This is a genomic window from Streptomyces sp. NPDC088350 (assembly GCF_044753545.1).
Classification (GTDB): Bacteria; Actinomycetota; Actinomycetes; order Streptomycetales; family Streptomycetaceae; genus Streptomyces.
Map to the genome: position 1 here is coordinate 762,555 of NZ_JBIVNL010000005.1, position 22,259 is coordinate 784,813.

Genomic DNA, 22,259 nt, shown 5'->3' on the forward strand with positions numbered 1-22,259 from the left:
GGAGGGGGGGGGGGGGGGGGGGGGGGGGGGGGGGGGGGGGGGGGGGGGGGGGGGGGGCCGGGGGGGGGGGGGGGGGGGGGGGGGGGGGGGGGCCCCCGCCGGGCCCCCCCACTCCCCTGCCGGTCGCGTAACGCCATCAGCTCTTCGTCACAAGGGACTTGAGCGCGATGTTGAGTTCCAGCACGTTCACCGTGGGCTCGCCGATGAAGCCGAGGGTGCGGCCGTCGGTGTGGTCCTCGACCAGCTTCTCCACCTGGGTGACGGAGAGGTGGTTCCGCTCGGCGACCCGGTGGACCTGGAGTTCGGCGTAGGCCGGGGAGATGTCGGGGTCGAGGCCGGAGCCGGAGGAGGTGACCGCGTCCGCCGGGACCTGGGAGGGCCTGACCTTGTAGTCGGCCGTGGAGTTGTTCTTCACGACCGCCGCCCTGGCGTCCTCCACCTGCTTGAGGAGCACCTTGCTGTCGGCGGAGAGGTTGGTGGCACCGGAGAGGATCAGCTTGTACTGGGTGTTGACCGAGTTCGTGCCCAGTCCATTGGCGGGGCGCCCCTGGAAGTAGTCCAGGCTGTAGCCCTGTTGGCCGATGAGCGAGGAACCGACGACCTTGCCGTCCGACTTGATCTCCGAGCCGTTCGCCTTGCCGGGGAAGGCCGCCTGGGCGATCCCGGTGACGACCAGCGGGTAGATGACGCCGGTCACCAGGGTCAGCACGAGGAGGGCACGCAGGCCCGCCCAGAGCAACCTGGCTGTGTTCGTAACGGAGTTGTTCATGGCCTTCAGCCGATTCCGGGGATGAGGGAGATGAGCAGGTCGATGAGCTTGATGCCGACGAAGGGGGCGATCAGCCCGCCGATGCCGTAGATCGTCAGGTTGCGGCGCAGCATCTTGTCAGCGCTGACCGGCCGGTACTGCACGCCCCGCAGGGAGAGCGGGACCAGCGCGATGATGACCAGCGCGTTGAAGATGACCGCGGAGAGGATCGCGGAGTCGGGCGAGGACAGGTGCATGACGTTGAGCTTGTCCAGGCCCGGGTAGACCGCCGCGAACAGCGCCGGGATGATCGCGAAGTACTTCGCCACGTCGTTGGCGATCGAGAACGTCGTCAACGCACCCCGGGTGATGAGGAGTTGCTTGCCGATCTCGACGATCTCGATGAGCTTGGTCGGGTTCGAGTCGAGGTCGACCATGTTGCCGGCCTCCTTCGCGGCCGACGTGCCCGTGTTCATCGCGACGCCGACGTCCGCCTGGGCGAGCGCGGGCGCGTCGTTCGTGCCGTCACCGGTCATCGCGACCAGCTTGCCGCCGGCCTGCTCCCGCTTGATCAGCGCCATCTTGTCCTCGGGAGTGGCCTCCGCGAGGAAGTCGTCGACACCGGCCTCGTCGGCGATCGCCTTCGCCGTCAGCGGGTTGTCGCCCGTGATCATGACGGTCTTGATGCCCATGCGCCGCAGCTCGTCGAAGCGCTCGCGCATGCCCGGTTTGACGACGTCCTTGAGGTGGATGACGCCCAACACCCGTGCGCCTTCGGTGTCTTCTACCGCCACCAGCAGCGGGGTGCCGCCGGCCGCGGAGATCCGGTCGGTGAGCGCGCCGGCGTCCTCGGACACCTCGCCGCCCCGCTCGCGGACCCAGGTGACGACCGAACCGGCCGCGCCCTTGCGGATCCTGCGCCCGTCGACGTCCACGCCCGACATACGGGTCTGCGCGGTGAAGGCGATCCACTCGGCGTGGGCCAACTCGCCCTGGTGGCGCTCGCGCAGACCGTACTTCTCCTTCGCCAGGACGACGATGGAACGGCCCTCGGGCGTCTCGTCGGCGAGCGAGGAGAGCTGGGCTGCGTCGGCGAGTTCGGCCTCGGTGGTGCCGGTCACCGGCACGAACTCGGAGGCCTGGCGGTTGCCGAGGGTGATGGTGCCGGTCTTGTCGAGGAGAAGGGTCGACACGTCGCCCGCGGCCTCAACCGCCCTGCCGGACATGGCCAGTACGTTGCGCTGCACCAGCCGGTCCATGCCCGCGATGCCGATCGCGGAGAGCAGCGCGCCGATCGTGGTCGGGATCAGACAGACCAGGAGGGCCACCAGCACGATCATCGTGAGGTGCGTGCCCGCGTAGTCCGCGAACGGCGGCAGGGTGGCGCAGGCGAGCAGGAAGACGATGGTGAGGGACGCCAACAGGATGTTCAGGGCTATCTCGTTGGGCGTCTTCTGCCGGGCCGCGCCCTCGACGAGGGCGATCATCCGGTCGATGAAGGTCTCACCGGGCTTCGTCGTGATCTTGATGACGATGCGGTCGGAGAGGACCTTCGTCCCGCCGGTGACGGCACTGCGGTCGCCGCCGGACTCGCGGATGACGGGCGCGGACTCGCCGGTGATGGCCGACTCGTCGACACTCGCCACCCCTTCTACGACGTCACCGTCGCCCGGGATGATGTCGCCCGCCTCGCACACCACCAGGTCACCGATGCGGAGTTCGGTGCCGGGCACCTGCTCCTCGACGGTGCCGTTGAGCCGCCTGGCCACCGTGTCGGTCTTGGCCTTGCGCAGGGTGTCGGCCTGCGCCTTGCCGCGGCCCTCGGCGACGGCCTCCGCCAGGTTGGCGAAGATGACGGTGAGCCACAGCCAGGCGCTGATCGCCCAGCCGAACCAGTCGCCCGGGTCCTTGAAGGAGAAGACGGTGGTCAGCACCGACCCGATCCACACCACGAACATGACGGGCGACTTGACCATCACCCGCGGGTCGAGCTTGCGGCAGGCGTCGGGCAGGGACTTGATCAGCTGCTTCGGGTCGAACAGGCCCGCGCCGACCCGCCCTTCGTCCTTGTGACCGGTCGGCACATCGCTGTGCGGCGCCCGGGTCGGAGTGGCTGTGGACATCGAGTCCTCTTGGTTCTCGGTACGGGTGGTCATGACGCCAGCCCCTCGGCCAGCGGTCCCAGCGCCAGGGCGGGGAAGTAGGTCAGACCGGTGATGATGAGGATCGCGCCCACCAACAGGCCGGTGAACAAAGGCTTTTCGGTGCGCAGGGTGCCCGCGGTGACCGGCACCGGCTTCTGCTCGGCGAGCGAGCCGGCCAGGGCCAGCACGAACACCATCGGCAGGAAGCGGCCGAGCACCATCGCGAGTCCGGTCATGGTGTTGAACCAGTCGGTGTTCGCGTTCAGACCGGCGAAGGCGGAGCCGTTGTTGTTGGCGGCGGAGGTGAAGGCGTACAGCACCTCGGAGAAGCCGTGCGCGCCGGAGTTCAGCATGGAGTGCGGCGGAGTCGGCAGCGCCATGGAGGCGGCGGCGAAGATCAGCACCAGGGCCGGGGTGATCAGGATGTAGCAGGCCGCGAGCTTCATCTCGCGGGTGCCGATCTTCTTGCCCAGGTACTCGGGCGTACGGCCGACCATCAGTCCGGCGATGAACACCGCGATGACCGCCATGATCAGCATTCCGTAGAGGCCGGAGCCGGTACCACCGGGTGCGATCTCGCCCAACTGCATGCCCAGGATGGTGATTCCGCCGCCGAGACCGGTGAACGAGGAGTGGAACGAGTCCACGGCGCCCGTCGAGGTCAGCGTGGTCGACACCGCGAAGATCGAGGAGGCGCCGACACCGATCCGGGTCTCCTTGCCCTCCATCGCCCCGCCGGCGGCCTGGAGTGCCGCGCCGTGGTGGGCGAACTCGGTCCACATCATCAGGGCGACGAAGCCGACCCAGATGGTGGCCATGGTGGCGAGGATCGCGTAACCCTGCCTGATCGAGCCGACCATCACGCCGAAGGTGCGGGTCAGCGCGAACGGGATGACCAGCAGCAGGAAGATCTCGAAGAGGTTGGTGAAGGGCGTCGGGTTCTCGAAGGGGTGGGCGGAGTTGGCGTTGAAGTAGCCGCCACCATTGGTGCCGAACTCCTTGATGGCCTCCTGCGAGGCGACCGCGCCGCCGTTCCACTGCTGGTGGCCGCCCATGAACTGACCGACCTCGTGGATCCCGGAGAAGTTCTGGATCGCGCCGCAGGCGACGAGCACGATCGCGGCGATGATCGAGCCGGGCACCAGGATGCGGATGACGCCGCGCACCAAGTCGGCCCAGAAGTTGCCGAGTTCACCGGTGCGCGAGCGCGCGAAGCCTCGTACGAGAGCGACCGCCACGGCGATGCCGACGGCCGCGGAGACGAAGTTCTGCACGGCCAGACCGGCGGTCTGTACGACGTGACCCATGGTCTGCTCGCCGTAGTACGACTGCCAGTTGGTGTTCGTCACGAACGACACGGCCGTGTTGAACGACTGCGCCGGATCGACCGAGGAGAAGCCCAGCGAGCCGGGCAGGATGCCCTGGAGACGCTGGAGCAGATAGAGGAACAGAACACCGACCGCCGAGAAGGCGAGCACGCCGCGCAGATACGCGGGCCAGCGCATCTCGGTGTTCGGGTCGGCACCGATGCCCTTGTAGATCCACTTCTCGACCCGCCAGTGCTTGTCGGAGGAGTAGACCTTGGCCATGTAGGTGCCGAGGGGGATGTAGGCGAGCGCCAGCGCGCCTATGAGGGCGAGCAGCTGGAGAACGCCTGCGAGTACGGGACCCATGTCGTGGCTCAGAACCTCTCCGGGAAGATCAGGGCGAGGACGAGATAGCCCAGCAGGGCGACGGCCACGACGAGGCCGACGATGTTCTCGGCGGTCACAGCTTCGTCACCCCCTTGGCGACGAGGGCCACCAACGCGAAGACCGCGATCGTGGTGACGACGAAGGCCAGATCGGCCATCGTGAGCTCCTGGATTGAGGTGCGAAGGGAACGGACGCTTAGAGGTAACCGCGCCCGTGACCGGATTCGGCCGCCGTTGACGGGTCCCTTACGGCGGCGCATACGCCTTTGACGCGACTCTTACGGCGCAGGCGGGCTTCGGGCCGCAGGCGCGGTTCTACGGCGGTGCGGGGCGCAGGGTCGCGAGCGTTCCTCGGCGGCGCCGGCACCAGCACGTGGGCGGCTCCACGCCGACGCCGGCACCAACGTGGGCGGCTCCACGCCGGCGCCTGCACCGGACCGCAGGCGGTTCTACGCCGACGCCCGCGCCTGCGCCGGGTTTCACGCCGACGCCGGCACCGGCACCGGCACCGGCCTGCGGGCGTTAACGCCGATGCCGGCACCGACACGCAAGCGGCCCAAACGCCGACGCCGTGCGACAGCCGCCGGCGCGAGCACCGCACCCCGACGGCGAAACAGGCGACCGCACCGCAACCCCGGCGACAAAGCAGCCGCCCGCACCACACCTCAGCGGCAGAACAGGTGCCCGCGCCACACCCCGACGGCGCCACAGGCAGCCCCACCCCACACCCCCGCGTCAGAACAACCGGAACCGCAGCCGGCAGATCACCGCGTCCGTGTCCCGCCGTACGGCATGGGCGACCACTGCGCCCCGCTGGTTCTGGAGCAGTCGCTGCCACAGCCGTACGGGCTCCACCTCGGCGATCAGGACCGTGACCCGGGTGTCCGGTTCCGTGGCCGACACGTCTCGTACGTACGCGGCGATCGGGCGGCCCAGCGAGCGGCGTTCGCAGGCGAGCCGGACCAGGGGCACGCCGGGGTTCCACTGGGCCCAGGCGCGCTCCAGGGCGTGGAGGTGGGCGCGGTCCTCGGGGTCGGGGTAGCAGACGGTCACCGCGCGGACCTCGTCGCCGAGGGAGGCGGCGGCCGTCAGGGCCTCGGAGGTGAGGCGGGAGAGGGAGGACACCGGCACGATCACCACCGAACGGTCGCGGTGCGGCGGCTCCGGGATACGGCCGAGGCCGAGCCGTTCGCCGATGTGCGCGTAGGCGCGGTGCACGGTCTCGAAGGCGAGCACGAGCAGCGGCAGGGCGATCACGATCAGCCAGGCGCCCTCCTCGAACTTGCTCGCGGTGACGACGACGGCCGCGACACCGGTGAGGACCGCGCCGAAGCCGTTCAGCAGGGCTTTTCCGCGCCAGCCGGGTCCCCGTTCGCCGCGCCAGTGCCGGACCATGCCGACCTGGGCGACGGTGAAGCCGACGAAGACACCGATCGCGAACAGCGGCACAAGGGTGTTGGTGTCGCCGCCGGAGAACACCAGCAGGGCCGCCGAGACCCCGGCCAGCGCGAGCACCCCGTGCCGGTGCACCTGGCGGTCGGCCTTGAGCGCGAACACGTGCGGGAGGTAGTTGTCGCGGGCCAGCAGTTTCAGCAGCACCGGCAGCCCGCCGAAAGACGTGTTCGCGGACAGGGCGAGCAGGATCATCGTCGCGAACTGGATGACGTAGAAAGCCCAGTTGTGGCCGAGGGAGGCGTCCGCGAGCTGAGCCAGGACCGTGACGCCCTGCACGGGCTGGAGGTGGAAGCGGGAGATCAGGACCGACAGGCCGATCAGCATCACGCCGAGGACCGCGCCGAGGGCGACCTCCGCGCGCTGGGCCCGCTTGACCCGGGGTGCGCGGAAGGAGGGCACGGCGTTGGCGATGGCCTCGACGCCGGTGAGGGCGCTGCATCCGGAGGCGAAGGCTTTCAGCAACAGCAGGGTGCCGACGCTCGTGGCGTTGGCCGCGAGCGCGGAGGCGTGTCCGTCGGCGGTCGCGGTGCTCACCGGCGCGGACCGGAACAGGCCGACCGCGATGAGCACGAAGACGGAGCCGACGAACACGACGGTCGGCACGACGAAGGCGCGGGCCGACTCGACGATCCCGCGCAGGTTCACCCCCGTGACCAGCGCGAGCACCACGAGGCACAGCCACAGCCGGTCGTCGTAGAGCCCGGGGAACGCCGAGGTCAGGGCCGCGACCCCGGCCGTGACGGCCACGGCGACGTTCAGTACGTAGTCGAGCACCAGCGAGGCCGCCGCCACCAGGCTCGTCCGCGCGCCCAGGTGGGTCTTCGCCACGGCGTAGGAGCCGCCGCCGTCCGGGAAGGCCGCGATGACCTGCCGGTACGACGCGACGAGCACCGCCAGCAGGGCGGCGATGGCGAGCGTGACCGGCAGGGTGAAGCCGAGTCCGTGCGCGCCGGCGGCGGCCAGCACGAGGACGATCGCCTCGGGGCCGTAGGCGACCGACGCCATGGCGTCCAGAGAGAGGGCGGCGAACCCGGCGAGGGCGGTCAGCCGATGGCGCTCGCCGGTATCCGGAGGCTCCTCGTCGGCGGGCGTCTCGCCCGGCTGGACTGTGAGAACGGTCATGCGGGTGGCTCCTTCACGTACGGACGCGCGGTGACGGGAACGCGCGGGTGCGCTCCAGGTTCCGTCCCGCCGCCGCCGGTTTCTCCTTCTCCTTGCGGCTTCTTCGCGCCGAACACACGTTCTTTGACGCGAACTTGACGAGCGTGTGACCAGGGCAACTGCCCTCGGCCGCCGCGACGGCGTCAAGAAGCGCCGGACGCCCGTCAGAGTCGCGTCAAGACCCGGATTCTGTACACAGGGGATCTCTACCGTCACCTCCATGGAACCGGTGGAGGACCGACGATGGGCGCGGGACCTGCGCGACACGTTCCGCTGCGCGGGCGCGCTGCTCGGACTCCTGCTGCTCGTCGACCACTTCAACGGTCGTCTCACCCTCTGGCGCGGCGCGCTGTGGCTCACCCTCGCCGCACTGCTCCTCGTGGTGCTCTACCCGGCCCGGGTCCGGGCGGGCGAGGGCTGGCTGTCCGCACGCGGGCTGCTGCGCGAGCGGCGCGTCCGCACGGACCGGCTGGTGTCGGTGCGCTGTCTGGACGGGGTCTCTCAACGGCTGGTGCTGCGGGACGAGTTCGGCGGCCGGGTCGAGATCGATCCCGTTGTGCTGGTCAACAACCCTGATGTGTGGCACCGGTTGGCCGAGGACTCGCACAAGTCCCTTGCCTCCGGCTCGCTCACCTGCGGGGAGACCGCGCTGCGCCGGATCGCGGAACGCGTCGAGCGCGAGACCGCGGAGACCGTGTTCAGGGTGTCCGGTCTGGAGTGACCGCGAGGCTCGGCTCCGCCTGGCCCGCCCGTTCGGCCAGCGGCAGGGACACGACCATGGTCAGGCCGCCGCCCGGGGTGTCCTCGGGCGTGAGGGTGCCGTTCATCGCCTCGGTGAGGCCGCGCGCGAGGGCGAGACCCAGCCCGAGCCCGGTGGTGTTGTCCGTGTCACCGAGCCGCTGGAAGGGCTCGAAGAGGCGCTCGCGTCCGGTGGTCGGCAGCCCGGGCCCCCGGTCCACGACCCTCAACTCCACCCGCCCGCCCAGCGCGCCGGCCGTGACCATGACCCGCCGCCCGGGCGGGGTGTGCCGGGCCGCGTTGCCGGCCAGGTTGGCGATCACCCGTTCCAGCAGCGGCGGATCGGCGAGCACCGGTGGAATCGCCTCCACGTCCCGCAGGTCCACGTCGGGCACGTCCGCGAGCGCCATCGGCAGCACCTCCTCCAGGCTCGTGGCCCGCAGGTTCAGCGGGAGGACACCCGCTTCCAGCCGGCTGAGGTCGAGGAGGTTCTCCAGCAACCGGTTCAGCTTGGCCATGGACTCGTCGGCGGTGGCGAGGAGTTCGTCGCGGTCCTCGTCCGAGAACTCCACGTCCCGGCCGCGCAGCGAGGTCACGGCGGCCCAACCCGCCGCGAGCGGCGTCCGCAGATCGTGCCCTACGGCCCGGAGCAGCGCGGTACGCAACCGGTCGGCGGCCTTCACCGGCTCTATCTCGGCTGCTGCTTCGGCGAGTTGGGCCCGTTCGACGGCGGAGCCGACATGGGCGGCGAAGGCGGCCAGCACCCGCCGTTCCGACGAGGACAGGGTGCGTCCGCGCAGGACGAGGAAGGCACCGGGGCCCGCCGGGACGGTGGTGACACCGCTGCCGACGTCGTGGTCCGGTGGCTCGTCGACGAGTTCGGCCGACTCGGTGCCGAAGGTCTCGCGGGTGCGTTCCAGGAGTGCCGGGATCGTCTGGCCGCCGCGCACGATGCTGCCCGCGAGCGAGGACATCGTCTCCGCCTCGGCGGTGGCACGCGCCGAGCGCCGGGAGAGTCGTAGCGAACGGTCGACCACGGCGGCCACGGTCGCCGCCACCACCGTGAACACCCCCAGCGCCAGAAGGGCGTTGGGGTCGTCCAGGGTGAACTGCCCGATGGGCGGGATGAACCAGTAGTTGAGCAGCAGCGAGGCCGTCACCGACGCGATGACCGCCGAGGTCACGCCTCCTATGCAGGCGACCCCGACGACGGCGAGCAGGAACAGCAGGGCCTCGCTGGTGAGGTTGACCGTGCCGCGCACCTGGGCGAGGCAGACGGTGAGCAGCACCGGCAGCACAAGTCCCGCCACCGGTCCGGCAATCAGCCGTGCTGTGGACAGAGTGCGCCGACGGGACGGCAGGAGGGTCCCGCGTCCGGCGCGCTCGTGTGTGACGCGGTGGACGTCGATGTCACCGGAGAGTTCCGTGACCGTCTCCCCTGTGCCGGGGCCGGTCAGGAACCGCTCGAACCGGCCCCGGCGGCTGGTGCCGAGGACGAGTTGGGTGGCGTTCTCGGTGCGGGCGAACTCGACCAGGGCGGTGGCGACTCCGTCACCGACCACCGAGTGGTAGCTGCCGCCCAGGTCTTCGACGAGCCTGCGCTGCCGGGCGAGCGAGGCGTGCGACACCCCGGCGGCGAGACCGTCGCTGCGGGCCACGTGCACGGCGAGCAGGTCACCGCCGGCGATGGGGGTACCCCCGGTCGAGCGAAGCCGAGACCGGGGGAGGTCGGCGATGCGGGCGGCGCGCCGGATCAGCGTGTCGCCCTCGGGCCCGCCGGTGAGGGCGACGACCACGCGTTCCCGGGTCTCCCACACCCCGCCGATGGCGTGCTCGGCGCGGTAGGCGTGCAGGGCCTCGTCGAACCGGTCGGCGACCCACAGCAGCGCCAACTGCCGCAGGGCGGTGAGGTTTCCGGGCCGGAAGTAGTTGGCGAGGGCCGCGTCGATCTTCTCGGGCGCGTAGATGTTGCCGTGCGCCATGCGCCGACGCAGCCCCTCGGGCGGCATGTCGATCAACTCGATCTGCTGGGCCCGGCGTACGACGTCGTCGGGCACCGTCTCGTGCTGCGGCACCCCGGTGATCTTCTCGACGACGTCCTTGAGGGAGGCCAGATGCTGCACGTTGACGGCGGTGACGACATCGATACCGGCGGCGAGCAGTTCGTCGATGTCCTGCCGGCGCTTGGCGTTGCGTCCGCCGCCGGGAACGTTGCTGTGGGCGAACTCGTCGACGACGGCGACCTCCGGACGCCGATCGAGGACCGCCGCGAGGTCCATCTCCTCGAACTCCCCGCCCCGGTAGGCGCATTGAGCCCGCGCGACAACCTCCAGGCCGTCGAGCATCGCCTCCGTGCGCGGACGCCCGTGGCACTCGGCGAACCCGACCACCACGTCGGCGCCCCGGGCGGCTCGGCGCCGCGCCTCGTCGAGCATGCGGTAGGTCTTGCCGACACCCGGGGCCGCCCCGAGGTAGACCTTCAGCCGTCCGCGTCGTAGTACGTCGTTCATCGCCTCCCAGAGAAGCGCTCCGCAGGCCTGCGGGCAGGCTTCTTGATGCGTCCCTGGCGCCGCCCGCGGGGACGTTGACACTGTCTTGACGGGCCTTGGCCGGGTTAGGGTGAACGCGGTGTGCCGGGAAGTCTGGTCGGCGGGGAGTCCACATGGGCTCGTCCAAGCCCCAGGGGGACGGCATGCGCGGCGTCGGTACGGTTCTCGCACTCGTGGTGCTGGCGACGCTGGTGGCGACCTTCGCCCGCCGGTGGCGCATCCCGGCGCCCTCCCTGCTCGTGGTCGCCGGTCTCGCCGTGGCCCTGCTGCCGGGCACCCCGGCGATCGAGATCAGCCCGGACGTGATCGGCCTGGTCGTCCTGCCGCCGCTCCTCTACGCCAGCGCCGAGGACATGTCGTGGCGCGAGCTGAAGGCGGTGTGGAAGCCGGTCGGGATCCTCGCGATCGGCCTGGTCCTCGCGTCCGCGGCGGCGGTCGGCTGGGTCGCGTCGACGGTGACTCCGCTCTCCTGGCAGATGGCGCTCGTGCTCGGCGCGGTCCTGGCCAGCACCGACCCGGTCGCCGTCACCGCGCTGGGCCGGCGGCTCGCGCTGCCGCCCCGGGTCCAGGTACTCGTCCAGGCGGAGTCCCTCTTCAACGACGCGACCTCGCTGGTCCTGTTCCGGGTCGCGGTGAGCATCGCCGTGGCCTCGGCGGCGGCCGACTGGGGCGCGGCGGGCGGCGAGTTCGTCGTCCTCGCGGGCGGCGGCACGGTCATCGGGGCGGCCGTCGCCTACGTCGTGACGCTGATCCGGCGGCGCACCGAAGACCCGGTCCTGGAGACGGTGATCGCCCTGGTCACCCCGTACGCGGCCTACGTCCTGGCGGAGGGCGCCCACGCCTCCGGCGTCACTTCGGTCGTGGTCGCCGGGGTCGTCCTGGGCGGTCGCGGCGACCGGCTGACCAACGCCCGCATCCGGCTCCAACTGCACGCCGTCTACGGCACGGTGGTGTTCCTGCTGGAGAGCGTGGTGTTCTCGCTCATCGGACTGGCGCTGCCCGCCCAGGTGCGCGCGCTGTCCGACGGCGACCGCGCGTGGCCGCTGTACGCGTTCGCCGTGGCGGGCACCCTGATCGCCGTACGACTGCTGTGGCTGGCGCCGCTGTCGGCGGTGGTGCAGCGCAAGGGCGGGACGCACCGGGTCAACTGGCGCGTGCCGATGGTGCTGACCTGGGCGGGCACCCGGGGTGTCCTCCCGCTGGCGGCGGCCCTGTCGATCCCCGAGGTCACCAGGACCGGCGCCACGCTGACCGACCGCCCCCTGGTCCTGGTCCTCACCACCTCGGTCGTGGTCGTCACCCTCGTCGTGCAGGGCTTCACGCTCGCGCCGGTCGTCCGCCGCTCCGGCATCGCCCTGGAACCCGACCACACGGAACGTGAAGAGGCCTCCGCCCGCTGCCGGTTGGCCGACGCGGGCATCCGCCGCCTCGACGAACTCGCCGAGTTGGAGGCCGTACCGGACGTGGTCCTCGACCGCCTCCGCCGCGGCCTCAACGCCCGCCTCGACGACGCCCGCGACCGCCTCGCCGAGAACAACGGCCACACGTCCCCCACGGAGTCCGCCGACCTCGTCTACCGCCAACTCCGCCGCGACCTGATCGCCGTGGAGGCGGTCGAACTCCAGCGCCTCTACGACGACCACGCCATCAGCGACACGACCCGCAGGCGGCTCCAGCGCTCCCTGGACCTGGAGGAGGCGAGGCTGACGGACGCGTGACTCACCGGAACTCCGCGAGCCTCGGCCGCAGCCCGACCCCCGTCAGGACGACCGCCCCGAACAGCAGCGCACAGACCCAGGGCAGCGCCCCGGTGACATCCGATCGACCGGCCGCGACGAACCCGTCGAAGTGCCGCTCGTTGATGGCGGTCACCTCGTCCAGGGCACGCATCCAGGCCGCGAAGTGCGCGTTGGAGGTGCCCGCTTGCCCACTCATGCAGAACCTCACGGCAGCGGACTCGTCGCCCTCCGCCACCAGGTTGCGGATCGTCCGGTCGTCGCGCTGGTAGACGGCGTACGACTCGACGGTCTTCTCCGCCGCGACCCGCTCACCGGCGAAGGTGATGTTGTCCAGCTCGCGCCGGAACTCGCCGGTGAAGCGCGGGTGTTCGTGGTCGGTTCGGTACTCCCGCCAGGTGGCGGCGAGTTGGGCGTCGTAGGTGTCGAGGGTCGCGCCCCGGATGCCGTACAGCTCCTGGGACTTGGCGAGGAACGAGCGCGCGTACTGGTCGCGGCGCTGCGGGTCCAGGAGGTAGCGGCTCTCGTCGGCGTTGGCGTCGTAGGCGATCGCGCGGGCGCGGGAGAGCGCGACGACGGAGTCGAAGGCGTCGCGGCGGGCGCCGTGCAGGTTCTCCCTTGAGGAGGAGAGGAGTTGGGCCCCGAGGACGACGGCGAGGAGGGTGCAGACGGTGGCGGCCAGCACGCCCGGGTTGAGAATTCTTCGGAACCGGCGGTTCAAGTACCACTGCAGCAGGCCGAGTACGGCGAGCAGCAGCACACCGAGCGCGACGACCGCGACGAGCTGGGCGGAGAGCGCGGACCCGGCCACCGTGTACTCCGAGTTGAACACGGCGTTGTTGGAGGACACCAAGTCCCGCGCCTCCGACAGGAGTTGCCGTTGCAGCAGGTCGGTCGCCCGGCGGTAGTCGGTCAACGCGGCGGCCCTGCCCCCGGTGCGGCCGTCGTTCTCCAGGGCGCGGCCGACAAGTTCCTGGTACTCGGCGAAGGTGTCGGTGAGGGACTCCACGGTCCGCTCGTCGGCCCGGTCGCCCTGTGCCGCCACGGCGAGCGCGCGCAGATCGTGTCCGATCCCGTCCCGGGCGTCACCGTAGAACCCGACCGCCTTCCTGTACGGCGTCTCCAGCCGCCCCTTGCCCGCGTCGCCGTTGGCGAGAAGCATGTTGGCGACCTGGGCGTCCATGTCGTTGAGGGCGAGTTCGAGGTCGGCGGCACTGGTGGTGCGGGGTGCGTCGCGGTCGGCCACGGTGTTCCAGGTGCCGGAGGCGGCGAGACCGGCCAGCGCGAGGAGTGCGGCCAGGGCGGTGGCGAGCAGGACCGTGACCGCGCGCAGGAGGCGCAGCCGCGCGGGCACGGTGGCCCAGTAGCGGTGACGCAGAGCGGCCCGTGCGGCCACGGCCCGGTGCCGGAGGCGGTGCGACGGGCCGTCCGGCCGTGGACCGGGGCTTCCACCGGCCGGTGCCACCGGTCGCACCGGTGGCGGTGCGACAGCCGGTCTCCGATGCCTCCGCGATGTTCCGGCCGTGATCGTCACGGTCCCTCCCCCCGTTTCCGTCAGTCTGGAACCGGTCCGGCCGGGGATGCCTCACGTTGACGGAGTCCTGACGTGTGCGCGGGCGGGATTGACGGGACGTTGACGCGGTTGCCGGCTCCCCCCCATACCTCAGGAGCCGACGGGCCCCGCTCGGGAACACCCACCCCCGGCCCGCCGTAACGCTCGGTATCCACCGAAGATCATCCCCACCCCTCACCCCCATACAGCCCAACGCGCCTCAGAACAGTCCCGGCCACCCCTTCCTGATGCGCCCCCTCCGTTCACCCGGCCAGTCTTAACGGAAGATTGACGCCGGCGGCGCCCTCATCCGTGGGCCCACGCGTCACTCTCCGCTTACGCTGGTGCCGCCGTCCGCGTGATGGCCGAAGACCACACGCTGACCCGCATCTCAGGAGCACGCCGATGGCCACGACCGAACACCCTCCCAGTCGCCTGCGCGCCTGGATGCTGGAAGGGCTGGCCGACATGGGCAAGGGCGGCACGCCCGCTCCGCAGGCCCCGCCGGAACCCGAGCAGCACGCCCACCAGGGGCAGCGCTGGTGGCGGGTGATGTGCCTGACCGGCGTCGACTACTTCTCCACCCTCGGCTACCAGCCGGGCATCGCGGCCCTGGCCGCCGGTCTGCTGTCGCCGGTGGCGACCATCGTGCTCGTACTGGTCACTCTTTTCGGCGCCCTGCCCGTGTACCGCCGGGTGGCCGAGGAGAGCCCGCACGGCGAGGGCTCCATCGCGATGCTGGAGCGGCTGCTGTCGTTCTGGAAGGGCAAGCTGTTCGTCCTGGCCCTGCTCGGCTTCGCCGCGACCGACTTCCTGATCACCATCACTCTTTCGGCGGCGGACGCCTCCACTCACCTGGTGGAGAACCCCCACTTCACGAGCGTGCTGCACGACAAGCAGATGCTGATCACCCTGATCCTGGTCGCCCTGCTGGGCGCGGTGTTCCTCAAGGGCTTCCTGGAGGCGATCGGCGTCGCGGTGTACCTGGTGGTGGCCTATCTGGCGCTCAACACCGTGGTCGTGGTCGTCGGCATGTGGCATGTGGTCACCGAGGGGCACGTGGTCACCGACTGGACCAGCGCCCTGACCACCGAGCACGGCAACGTCTTCGCCATGGTCGGCGTCTCCTTGCTGGTCTTCCCCAAACTGGCACTCGGCCTGTCCGGCTTCGAGACCGGCGTGGCCGTCATGCCGCACGTCCAGGGCGACCCCGACGACACCGAGCAGATCCCGAAGGGCCGGATCCGGGACACCAAGAAGCTGCTGACGGCCGCCGCACTCATCATGAGCGTGTTCCTGATCGCCACCAGCTTCATCACCACCGTGCTCATCCCGGAGAAGGAGTTCAAGGCCGGCGGCCAGGCCAACGGCCGTGCGCTCGCGTATCTCTCGCACGAGTACCTGGGCAACGCCTTCGGCACGGTCTACGACTTCTCCACCATCGCCATCCTGTGGTTCGCCGGCGCCTCCGCGATGGCCGGTCTGCTCAACCTGATGCCGCGCTACCTCCCCCGCTACGGCATGGCCCCGCACTGGGCCCGCGCGGTGCGCCCGATGGTGATCGTCTTCACCCTGGTCGGGTTCCTCGTCACCTGGATCTTCGACGCCAACGTCGACGCCCAGGGCGGCGCCTACGCCACCGGCGTCCTGGTCCTGATGTCCTCCGCCGCGATCGCGGTGACCATCGCGGCCCGCCGCGCCCAGCAGCGCAACTGGACGATCGCCTTCGGCATCGTCTCGGCGGTCCTGCTCTACGTCACCGTCGTGAACGTCATCGAACGCCCTGACGGTGTGAAGATCGGCGCCTGCTTCATCGCCGGCATCATCCTGGTCTCCCTGCTGTCCCGGCTGGCCCGCGCCTTCGAACTCCGTGTGACGAGCGTGCAGTTGGACTCCATGGCGGAACGATTCATCCGTGACATGGCCAGCCGGAAGATCCGCTTCGTGGCCAACGAGCCCGACCGCCGCGACAAGGCCGAGTACCGGGACAAGATCGAGCAGATCCGCGCCGACAACGACATCCCCGGCGAGGACTTCGTGTTCGTCGAGGTGACGGTCCTCGACGCCTCCGAGTTCGAGGCGGGCCTGACCGTGCGCGGCGAGGTCCTGCACAACCGCTACCGGGTGCTGACCCTGGAGTCCTCGTCGGTCCCGAACGCCCTGGCCGCGCTGATGCTGCACGCCCGCGACACCACGGGCCGCATCCCGCACATGTACTTCGAGTGGACCGAGGGCAACCCGTTCGCCAACTTCCTCCGCTTCTTCCTCTTCGGCCAGGGCGAGGTCGCCCCGGTCACCCGCGAGGTCCTGCGCGAGGCGGAGCCGGACCGCGCGCGGCGCCCGCGTGTGCACACCGGCTGACCGTTCGGGACCCCTCTTGTCACCGTCACCGTAAGAGACACGACAAAATCCGGTCCCGTGGCGTAAGAGCCCCGTCAGGGGCCCTCGCGCCACGTGCGAGGCGGCCTACGGTCGGCCTCATGCGGCACAGCACCCCACCACCGGACCCGGCCGGCGACCGCCACTGGCGTGGCGACGCCCGGCTGGCGGCGGGCTGCGCGCTCGGCTTCCTCGGCATGACCCTGCTGGTCGACTGGAACGCCGGAACCCTCACCCCGACCCGCGCGCTGCTGTGGTTCGTCCTGTCGGCGACACTCTTCGCCGTGCTCCTGCCGCACCGCGTCACCGCGGGCCCCGGCTGGCTCACCGTGGACGGCCCGCTGCTGCGGCGCACGGTGCACACGGACGCGCTGACCGTCGTACGGCAGTACGGCGATGTCTCCGCGCGCCTGGTCCTGCGGGACGCGCACGGACACTGGCTCGAACTGGACCCCCGGGTGCTGGTCGCCAACCCCCTGCTCTGGCACGAGCTGGACACGGGCATACGGCACTCGATGGAACTCGGCTCGCTGCGCCAGGGCACCGAGGTCCGGCGTCACCTCGGTCATCTGATCGACGACGAGACCGCGCGGTCGGTGCTCAGGGCTTCGGGGATTTCCTGACTCCGCGCCGCGTCCGGCGTATCAGGACCTTCCCGAACCCCAACTGCCCGGCGATCTCGACCCGCAGCTCGACCGGGGCACCGGTGTCACCGTGCCCACGCGTCTTGACCTTGCCGTAGTTGAGCACGACCGACTCGGTGTCCACCACGACACCCGGCGGGACCAGCAGTCGTAGCGCGCCGAGGTGCATGTCCAGGTCGATGCGGAGCGTGCCCTGGGTGATCACGGCCTGCGTGAAGTCGAGGGTCACATCGCCAAGGCGCGACTGGATCTCCAGCCGGCGCGGCACCACCCAGCCGTCACCGCGGCGCGTCGAACCGCCGTTCTGCTCGATGCGGGCAACGTCCTTGACCTCCGCCGCGACCGCGTCGGCCGTCACCGGGAGGTCGGCCGTCAGGACCGCCAGCTCACCCAGCGTGCGGGCGGACAGGGCGGCCTCCACGCGCTCGTCGAGTTCCTCGGCGGTCAGCCGTCCGTCGCCGGCCGCGCCGGTCAGCACGTCCACGACGCGGTCCCGGTCCGCATGCGAGGCCCGCAACCCGGTCGTACTGGTCAGCTCACCCGACATACCCTCACCCCGATCGACGGCCTGACGCTATATCGCGTTATACCCCAGAGCCAACCCCCCGTCCACCGACTTCCGTTTCTGCCCCTAGGGTGGCGCGTATGCAGTCCTACACAATCGGCCAGGCGGCGCGGCTGCTCGGCGTGAGTCCGGACACCGCGCGCCGGTGGGCGGACGCGGGCCGGGTGACGACCCACCGCGACGAGGGCGGGCGCCGGCTCATCGACGGGGTCGATCTGGCCGCGTTCTCGGTCGAGTTGGCGAAGGCGGGCGGTGTCGAGGAGGACCCCTCCTACACCTCGGTGCGCAACGCGTTCCCCGGCATCGTCACCGCGATCAAGCTCGGCGACGTCGCGGCCCAGGTCGAGATCCAGGCGGGCCCGCACCGGCTGGTCTCCCTGCTGACCCGGGAGGCCGTCGAGGAACTCGGCCTGGAGGTCGGCATGGAGGCCACCGCCCGCGTGAAGTCGACGAACGTGCACATCGACCGGGTGTGAGGCGAGCGGCGACCCCCGTCCGTCACCGCGGCACTACTTGCTGACCGAGTAGGAGTGCGCGCCGGTACCGGCCAGCGCGCCCCCGTCCACGATCAGGTACTCGTCCCGGATCGGCCGCCCGGCGAAGTGGGCCTCCAGGATCTCCCGGGTGCCCGCCGCGTACCGGGCCTGCGCCGACAGCGACGAGCCGGAGATGTGCGGGGTCATCCCGTGGTGCGGCATCGTGCGCCACGGGTGGTCCGCCGGAGCGGGCTGCGGGAACCACACGTCACCTGCGTATCCCGCCAACTGCCCACTGCGCAGGGCCCGGTCGACGGCGTCCCGGTCGACGATCTTCGCCCGCGCGGTGTTGATGAGATACGCGCCGCGCTTCATCTGCGCGAACAGCTTGTCGCCGAACAGCCCCTCCGTCTCGGGGTGCAGCGGCGCGTTGATCGTCACGACGTCGCAGTGCGGCACCATGTCCTCGGCGCTCTCGTGCCAGGTCAGCCCCAACTCCCGCTCCACGTCCGCGGGCAGCCGGTGCCGGTCGGTGTAGTGCAGCTTCACGTCGAAGGGCGCGAGCCGCCGCAGCACCGCGAGCCCGATCCGCCCGGCGGCGACCGTGCCGACGTGCATGCCTTCGAGGTCGTACGAACGGGCCACGCAGTCCGCGATGTTCCAGCCGCCGTCGAGCACGACCTGGTGGGACGGCAGGTAGTTGCGCACGAGGGACAGCGTCATCATCACGACGTGTTCGGCGACGCTGATGCTGTTGCAGTACGTCACTTCGGCGACCGTCACGCCGTGGGAGATCGCGGCGTCGAGGTCGACGTGGTCGGAGCCGATGCCGGCGGTGACGGCGAGCTTGAGGTTCTTGGCGGCGGCGATCCGCTCCGGCGTGAGGTACGCGGGCCAGAACGGCTGCGAGATCACGATGTCCGCGTCGACCAGTTCCCGGTCGAAGACCGAGCCCTCGCCGTCCTTGTCGGAGGTGACGACGAGGGTGTGCCCGGCGGCCTCCAGATAGGCGCGCAGGCCGAGTTCACCGGAGACGCTGCCGAGGAGGTGACCGGGGGTGAAGTCGACCGCCTCGGGGGTGGGGGTGGTCTGGCCGCCCGGGTAGTGGTCGATCACGGGCAGGTCGTCGCGGGCGTACGAGGTCGGGTATCCGTCGGTCGGGTCGTCGTACAGGACACAGAGAACCTTGGCCATGTCGCGGCTCCTCAACTCCATTGTCGGAAGAACTCCGTTGCCGGAAGAACTCCGCGTTGCCGGAAGACGCACTTCACGATCCTCGGGGTGAATCGCCCTGGTCAAAGCGAACGTCGCTATGCCGACATAGCCCGCTCCTATCAGCGGCCGCTCAGCGTCCGTCGCCGCCGAGGTAGGTGTGCAGGAGTTCGTCGAGCGCGTCGCGTACGCCCGCCTCCCTCGCCACCTTCAACAGGGCCTCCGCCAGCACCGATTGGGGTTCGCTGCGGGCGACGACCAGTCCGACCCGGGGCCCGTGCGCGGGCCCGTTCAGCGGCACCACCCGCATCCCTTCCGGTACGTCGAACATGTGCAGCCACGCGTGCGAGATCACGCTCGACCAGCGTCCGCCCGGCAGCAGCGTGTAGAGCCCGGCGACACTGTCCGACTCGACCGCCGGGGCGGCCGTCGCCCCCTCGGCGGCGAAACACTCGTCGATGATGCGGCGGTTGCGCATCCGCGAGTTGAGCAGACAGAGGGGAAGGGTCGCCGCCTGGGCCCAACTGACCGTGCCGACACCGGCGAGCGGCCCGTCGACGGGGGTCAGAAGGACGTACCGCTCCTCGTAGAGCGGGAGACGACGGACGTTCTTCAGGGTCTCGTCGTCCAGGTACGTCATCGCCGCGTCCAGCTCGAACTCGGCGAGTCCGTGGGTGATGTCGACGGACGAGAGGGACTCCAGGGCGACCCGGGCCCGGGAATGCCGTTCGCAGAACGGGGTGGTGAGGAGGGAGGCGGCGGGCAGCGCGGTGGGCACCACACCGAGTCGCAGCGTACCCGTCAGTCCACCGCGCAGCGCTGACAACTCCTGGTGCAGCGCGTCCCGTTCGGCCAGGATGCGGTGCGCCCAGGCCAGCACGACCTCGCCCTCCGGCGTCAGCCCCTCGTACCGTCTGCCTCTCCGCACGATCGGCACGTCCAACTCGTGCTCCAGGCGCCGGATCGCGGCCGACAGCGAGGGCTGCGAGACAAAGCAGGCCGCCGCGGCGCGCGCGAAGTGCCGCTCACGGGCGAGCGCGACGAGGTACTCCAGCTGACGCAGCAGCATGCCCAACCTCCCCTGGAACGTGCAGGCTAAGCCGCTTCCGTCCGGCACAACAGGGCGGCCCACAGGTCGAGCCGGTCGTAGAGGCGGGAGAGGTCGCGGCCGGTGAAGTGCTCGATGCGTCCGATGCGGTAGTGCACGGTGTTGACGTGCAGATGCAGGGCCTCCGCGGTCCGCGCCCAGGAGCCGTCACAGGCCAGGAAGGTCTCCATGGTCTCCAACAGGACGGCGTTGGACCGCAGTTGGCCGAGAACGGTCCGGCTGTAGGCGGTACGGACCTCCGCCGGAACACCGGTGAGCAGCGCGTCGAGTCCCGTGAGCGTAGAGGCGTCGGTGAGCGCCGACCCATCACACGCGGTACTGCGCGCCGAGGCCAACGCGTAACGCGCCTGCGCCAACGCCCCGTTGAGATCCTTCGCCGCACCGACGGGCGCCCCGGTCCCACCGTAGAGCGGCACGCCGGCTTCGGCACCGGCAACGAGCGCCCACACCTCGTGGAGCGCGCCGACCTCACCCCGGGTGACAACAGCGAACGCGGTACCGTCCGGCAACCGCCCTACGGCACCGACACCCGACAACAGCCCCTCGGCGACCCCGGTACCGCCCGCCGCCCGTTCACCGTCCCCCGCGACGGCCCTGCCGTGCGACACCCGCTCACCCGTCTCCGCGACTGCCGCGCCGTTCGACGACCGCGTCCCAGCCCCCGCGACCGGAGTACGGTCCGCCATCCGCTCACCAGCCCCCGCGACAGCCACGCCGGTCGGCGACCATCCTCCAGCCCCCACAACCGGAGCACCGTCCAGCAATCGCCCCGCAGCGCCCGCGCCGACCGCGCCGTCCGACGATCGCCCAGCCCTCGCCCCCGGCACAGGCACGGGCACCGGCACCGGCACCGGCACCGCTCCCGCAACCCCATCCGCCCCACCCGCAACCGCCCCGCTCTCCGCCGACCGCCGCGCGACCCTTCCGACAGCCGTGCCGTCCGGCAACCTCCCCGCCCCCGCCCGCCCACGCGACGACGCGGTCTCGTCCCCCGCCCGACCCGGAGCCCCCGCGACAACCGCGCCCTCCGCCGCCCGCCCCGCAGCACCCACCCCCCGCACCACATGCGCGACCACCTCGGCCAACGCCCCCTCGGCCAGCCCCGCCCGCCGCCCCCCGGTCTCCGCGACCAGCACGCGATACGGCCCCTCCTCCGGCAGCCCGCACGCCCGCAACGCCGCCACCACAGCCGCGCCATCGACACCCGGCACCGCGAGCAACGCCCCCAACTCGTCCGCCGTCTGCCGCTCGTCGGCCCGCGATCGGACCCGCGCCTCCTGGCAGTGCCCCAGCACCGAGGCCAGTTCGTGCACCATGCGCGGCGGTGCGTCGTCGGGGTCGGGGAGGTAGAGATGCCAGCGCTCGTACGGCGAGACCCCGTCGGCGTCGACGGGCACGGACTCCGCCAGGAGCACGGCCGCCTCCCGCGCCGGTATCGCGGGCGCACCCGCCGTCGCCGCGACCGTACGCCCGGAGGGCGTGAGGACGTAGGCCACGGCCCGTTCGAGATGCGCGAAGGCCGTCGCCACGATCGCCTCCGGCCCCGCACCCTGCGCGGCCATCCGGCTCAGCCGCCCCCGCACGTTCTCCGGCAGCGCGTGCCGGCGGCTCAGCTCGCCCCACCGCCCCAAGTACACGGTGTCGGTGATCGCGCGGAACATGATGTGCGCCGGTACGGCGGCCACCGGCACCCCGTGCCGCACACACGCCTCGACAAGGTCGTCCGGCACCGAGCCGTGTGTCTCCTCCCCGGCGAGCAGCACGGCGGCCCCCGCACCCCGCAACGCGGAGACGAATCGTTCCGCTCGTCCGGGCCCGTCCTCGGCGGACCACCACACCAGCCCACTGAGCACCACCTCGTCCCGCCGCACGAACCGCGCGGGGTCCTCCAGGTCGGTCACGGTCACTCCGCTGATCTCCCGGGCCAGCTGGCCGTCCTCGGCCCACAGCAGGCGCAGGCCGAGGGACTCGTCCTGAAGGAGGTGTTCGACGTACATGGGTTCCGACTCCTCGCATCTCGCATTCGCCAGGTGAACACGAGTGATCGCATGGTAAGTGCAAGACCAATCGACCGAAACGCCTCTTGGTTGATCCTCCAG

At 71.0% G+C, this 22,259-nt stretch carries 16 protein-coding genes; 5 read left to right on the plus strand and 11 right to left on the minus strand.

Features of this window, described 5'->3' with window-relative positions:
- Window positions 1-136: 136 nt before the first annotated feature.
- From ACIQBL_RS21250 to ACIQBL_RS21270, 5 genes are all read right to left on the minus strand, one after another.
- A complete protein-coding gene (locus ACIQBL_RS21250) occupies window positions 137-769 on the minus strand; it encodes a potassium-transporting ATPase subunit C (protein WP_401943972.1) in 633 nt (210 codons plus the stop codon).
- A gap of 5 nt (window positions 770-774) precedes the next feature.
- Complete coding sequence (gene kdpB / locus ACIQBL_RS21255; protein ID WP_401943974.1) at window positions 775-2,904, minus strand: potassium-transporting ATPase subunit KdpB; 2,130 nt, start codon at window positions 2,902-2,904, stop codon at window positions 775-777.
- On the minus strand, window positions 2,901-4,565 hold the full coding sequence (gene kdpA / locus ACIQBL_RS21260) for a potassium-transporting ATPase subunit KdpA (protein WP_401943976.1): 1,665 nt from the start codon (window positions 4,563-4,565) through the stop codon (window positions 2,901-2,903). The genes kdpB and kdpA overlap by 4 nt, the downstream gene beginning before the upstream one ends.
- An 8-nt stretch (window positions 4,566-4,573) precedes the next feature.
- The gene (kdpF, locus tag ACIQBL_RS21265) at window positions 4,574-4,663 is read right to left on the minus strand and encodes a K(+)-transporting ATPase subunit F (protein WP_016434100.1); all 90 of its coding nucleotides are present in this window, start codon (window positions 4,661-4,663) and stop codon (window positions 4,574-4,576) included.
- Window positions 4,664-5,320: 657 nt separating this feature from the next.
- Window positions 5,321-7,162, minus strand: coding sequence for an APC family permease (locus ACIQBL_RS21270; protein WP_401943978.1), 1,842 nt, complete (start codon window positions 7,160-7,162; stop codon window positions 5,321-5,323).
- A 259-nt stretch (window positions 7,163-7,421) separates the two neighbouring features.
- On the opposite strand from ACIQBL_RS21270, the gene ACIQBL_RS21275 reads away from it, so the two are divergent.
- Window positions 7,422-7,922, plus strand: a complete 501-nt coding sequence (locus ACIQBL_RS21275; RefSeq protein WP_401943979.1) for a hypothetical protein — start codon at window positions 7,422-7,424, stop codon at window positions 7,920-7,922.
- On the opposite strand, the gene ACIQBL_RS21280 is transcribed toward ACIQBL_RS21275, so the two are convergent.
- Window positions 7,900-10,449 (minus strand): ATP-binding protein, encoded by a 2,550-nt coding sequence (locus tag ACIQBL_RS21280; RefSeq protein ID WP_401943980.1) that lies wholly within the window; start codon window positions 10,447-10,449, stop codon window positions 7,900-7,902. The two genes, ACIQBL_RS21275 and ACIQBL_RS21280, sit on opposite strands and share 23 nt — an antisense overlap.
- A 152-nt stretch (window positions 10,450-10,601) precedes the next feature.
- Between ACIQBL_RS21280 and ACIQBL_RS21285 the strand changes: the two genes are divergently transcribed.
- Complete coding sequence (locus ACIQBL_RS21285) at window positions 10,602-12,206, plus strand: Na+/H+ antiporter (RefSeq protein WP_401943981.1); 1,605 nt, start codon at window positions 10,602-10,604, stop codon at window positions 12,204-12,206.
- 1 nt (window position 12,207) lies between these two features.
- Here the strand turns inward: ACIQBL_RS21285 and ACIQBL_RS21290 are convergent, their stop codons facing one another.
- A complete protein-coding gene (locus ACIQBL_RS21290; protein WP_401943982.1) occupies window positions 12,208-13,620 on the minus strand; it encodes a hypothetical protein in 1,413 nt (470 codons plus the stop codon).
- A 561-nt stretch (window positions 13,621-14,181) separates the two neighbouring features.
- Between ACIQBL_RS21290 and ACIQBL_RS21295 the strand changes: the two genes are divergently transcribed.
- Together ACIQBL_RS21295 and ACIQBL_RS21300 are read left to right on the plus strand one after the other, a co-directional pair.
- Window positions 14,182-16,137 carry an amino acid transporter gene (locus ACIQBL_RS21295; protein ID WP_401943983.1) on the plus strand — a complete coding sequence of 652 codons (1,956 nt, stop codon included), beginning with the start codon at window positions 14,182-14,184 and terminating at the stop codon, window positions 16,135-16,137.
- Window positions 16,138-16,256: 119 nt separating this feature from the next.
- On the plus strand, window positions 16,257-16,778 hold the full coding sequence (locus tag ACIQBL_RS21300; RefSeq protein WP_401943985.1) for a hypothetical protein: 522 nt from the start codon (window positions 16,257-16,259) through the stop codon (window positions 16,776-16,778).
- Here ACIQBL_RS21300 and ACIQBL_RS21305 read toward each other — a convergent pair.
- On the minus strand, window positions 16,756-17,346 hold the full coding sequence (locus ACIQBL_RS21305; protein ID WP_401943986.1) for a DUF1707 domain-containing protein: 591 nt from the start codon (window positions 17,344-17,346) through the stop codon (window positions 16,756-16,758). The two genes, ACIQBL_RS21300 and ACIQBL_RS21305, sit on opposite strands and share 23 nt — an antisense overlap.
- Window positions 17,347-17,444: 98 nt before the next feature.
- Between ACIQBL_RS21305 and ACIQBL_RS21310 the strand changes: the two genes are divergently transcribed.
- Window positions 17,445-17,840 (plus strand): helix-turn-helix transcriptional regulator, encoded by a 396-nt coding sequence (locus ACIQBL_RS21310; RefSeq protein WP_318015057.1) that lies wholly within the window; start codon window positions 17,445-17,447, stop codon window positions 17,838-17,840.
- 33 nt (window positions 17,841-17,873) lie between these two features.
- On the opposite strand, the gene ACIQBL_RS21315 is transcribed toward ACIQBL_RS21310, so the two are convergent.
- The 3 genes from ACIQBL_RS21315 to ACIQBL_RS21325 all read right to left on the minus strand — a co-directional run bounded on the left by ACIQBL_RS21315 (window position 17,874) and on the right by ACIQBL_RS21325 (window position 22,157).
- Window positions 17,874-19,034: an NAD-dependent formate dehydrogenase gene (locus ACIQBL_RS21315; RefSeq protein ID WP_401943988.1), complete on the minus strand. Its 1,161-nt coding sequence runs from the start codon at window positions 19,032-19,034 to the stop codon at window positions 17,874-17,876.
- A gap of 151 nt (window positions 19,035-19,185) precedes the next feature.
- Window positions 19,186-20,121, minus strand: a complete 936-nt coding sequence (locus tag ACIQBL_RS21320; RefSeq protein WP_401943989.1) for a LysR substrate-binding domain-containing protein — start codon at window positions 20,119-20,121, stop codon at window positions 19,186-19,188.
- Window positions 20,122-20,147: 26 nt separating this feature from the next.
- The gene (locus tag ACIQBL_RS21325) at window positions 20,148-22,157 is read right to left on the minus strand and encodes a helix-turn-helix domain-containing protein (protein ID WP_401943990.1); all 2,010 of its coding nucleotides are present in this window, start codon (window positions 22,155-22,157) and stop codon (window positions 20,148-20,150) included.
- Window positions 22,158-22,259: the final 102 nt, after the last annotated feature.

Bases quoted from the DNA above. Each gene is read 5' to 3' on its own strand.
- ACIQBL_RS21275 (WP_401943979.1), top strand. From the start codon at position 7,422: ATGGAACCGGTGGAGGACCGACGATGGGCGCGGGACCTGCGCGACACG.
- kdpA (WP_401943976.1), bottom strand. From the start codon at position 4,565: ATGGGTCCCGTACTCGCAGGCGTTCTCCAGCTGCTCGCCCTCATAGGC.
- ACIQBL_RS21325 (WP_401943990.1), bottom strand. From the start codon at position 22,157: ATGTACGTCGAACACCTCCTTCAGGACGAGTCCCTCGGCCTGCGCCTG.
- ACIQBL_RS21280 (WP_401943980.1), bottom strand. From the start codon at position 10,449: ATGAACGACGTACTACGACGCGGACGGCTGAAGGTCTACCTCGGGGCG.
- ACIQBL_RS21285 (WP_401943981.1), top strand. From the start codon at position 10,602: ATGGGCTCGTCCAAGCCCCAGGGGGACGGCATGCGCGGCGTCGGTACG.
- ACIQBL_RS21315 (WP_401943988.1), bottom strand. From the start codon at position 19,034: ATGGCCAAGGTTCTCTGTGTCCTGTACGACGACCCGACCGACGGATAC.
- ACIQBL_RS21300 (WP_401943985.1), top strand. From the start codon at position 16,257: ATGCGGCACAGCACCCCACCACCGGACCCGGCCGGCGACCGCCACTGG.
- kdpB (WP_401943974.1), bottom strand. From the start codon at position 2,904: ATGACCACCCGTACCGAGAACCAAGAGGACTCGATGTCCACAGCCACT.
- ACIQBL_RS21270 (WP_401943978.1), bottom strand. From the start codon at position 7,162: ATGACCGTTCTCACAGTCCAGCCGGGCGAGACGCCCGCCGACGAGGAG.
- ACIQBL_RS21295 (WP_401943983.1), top strand. From the start codon at position 14,182: ATGGCCACGACCGAACACCCTCCCAGTCGCCTGCGCGCCTGGATGCTG.
- ACIQBL_RS21310 (WP_318015057.1), top strand. From the start codon at position 17,445: ATGCAGTCCTACACAATCGGCCAGGCGGCGCGGCTGCTCGGCGTGAGT.
- ACIQBL_RS21305 (WP_401943986.1), bottom strand. From the start codon at position 17,346: ATGTCGGGTGAGCTGACCAGTACGACCGGGTTGCGGGCCTCGCATGCG.
- ACIQBL_RS21320 (WP_401943989.1), bottom strand. From the start codon at position 20,121: ATGCTGCTGCGTCAGCTGGAGTACCTCGTCGCGCTCGCCCGTGAGCGG.
- ACIQBL_RS21250 (WP_401943972.1), bottom strand. From the start codon at position 769: ATGAACAACTCCGTTACGAACACAGCCAGGTTGCTCTGGGCGGGCCTG.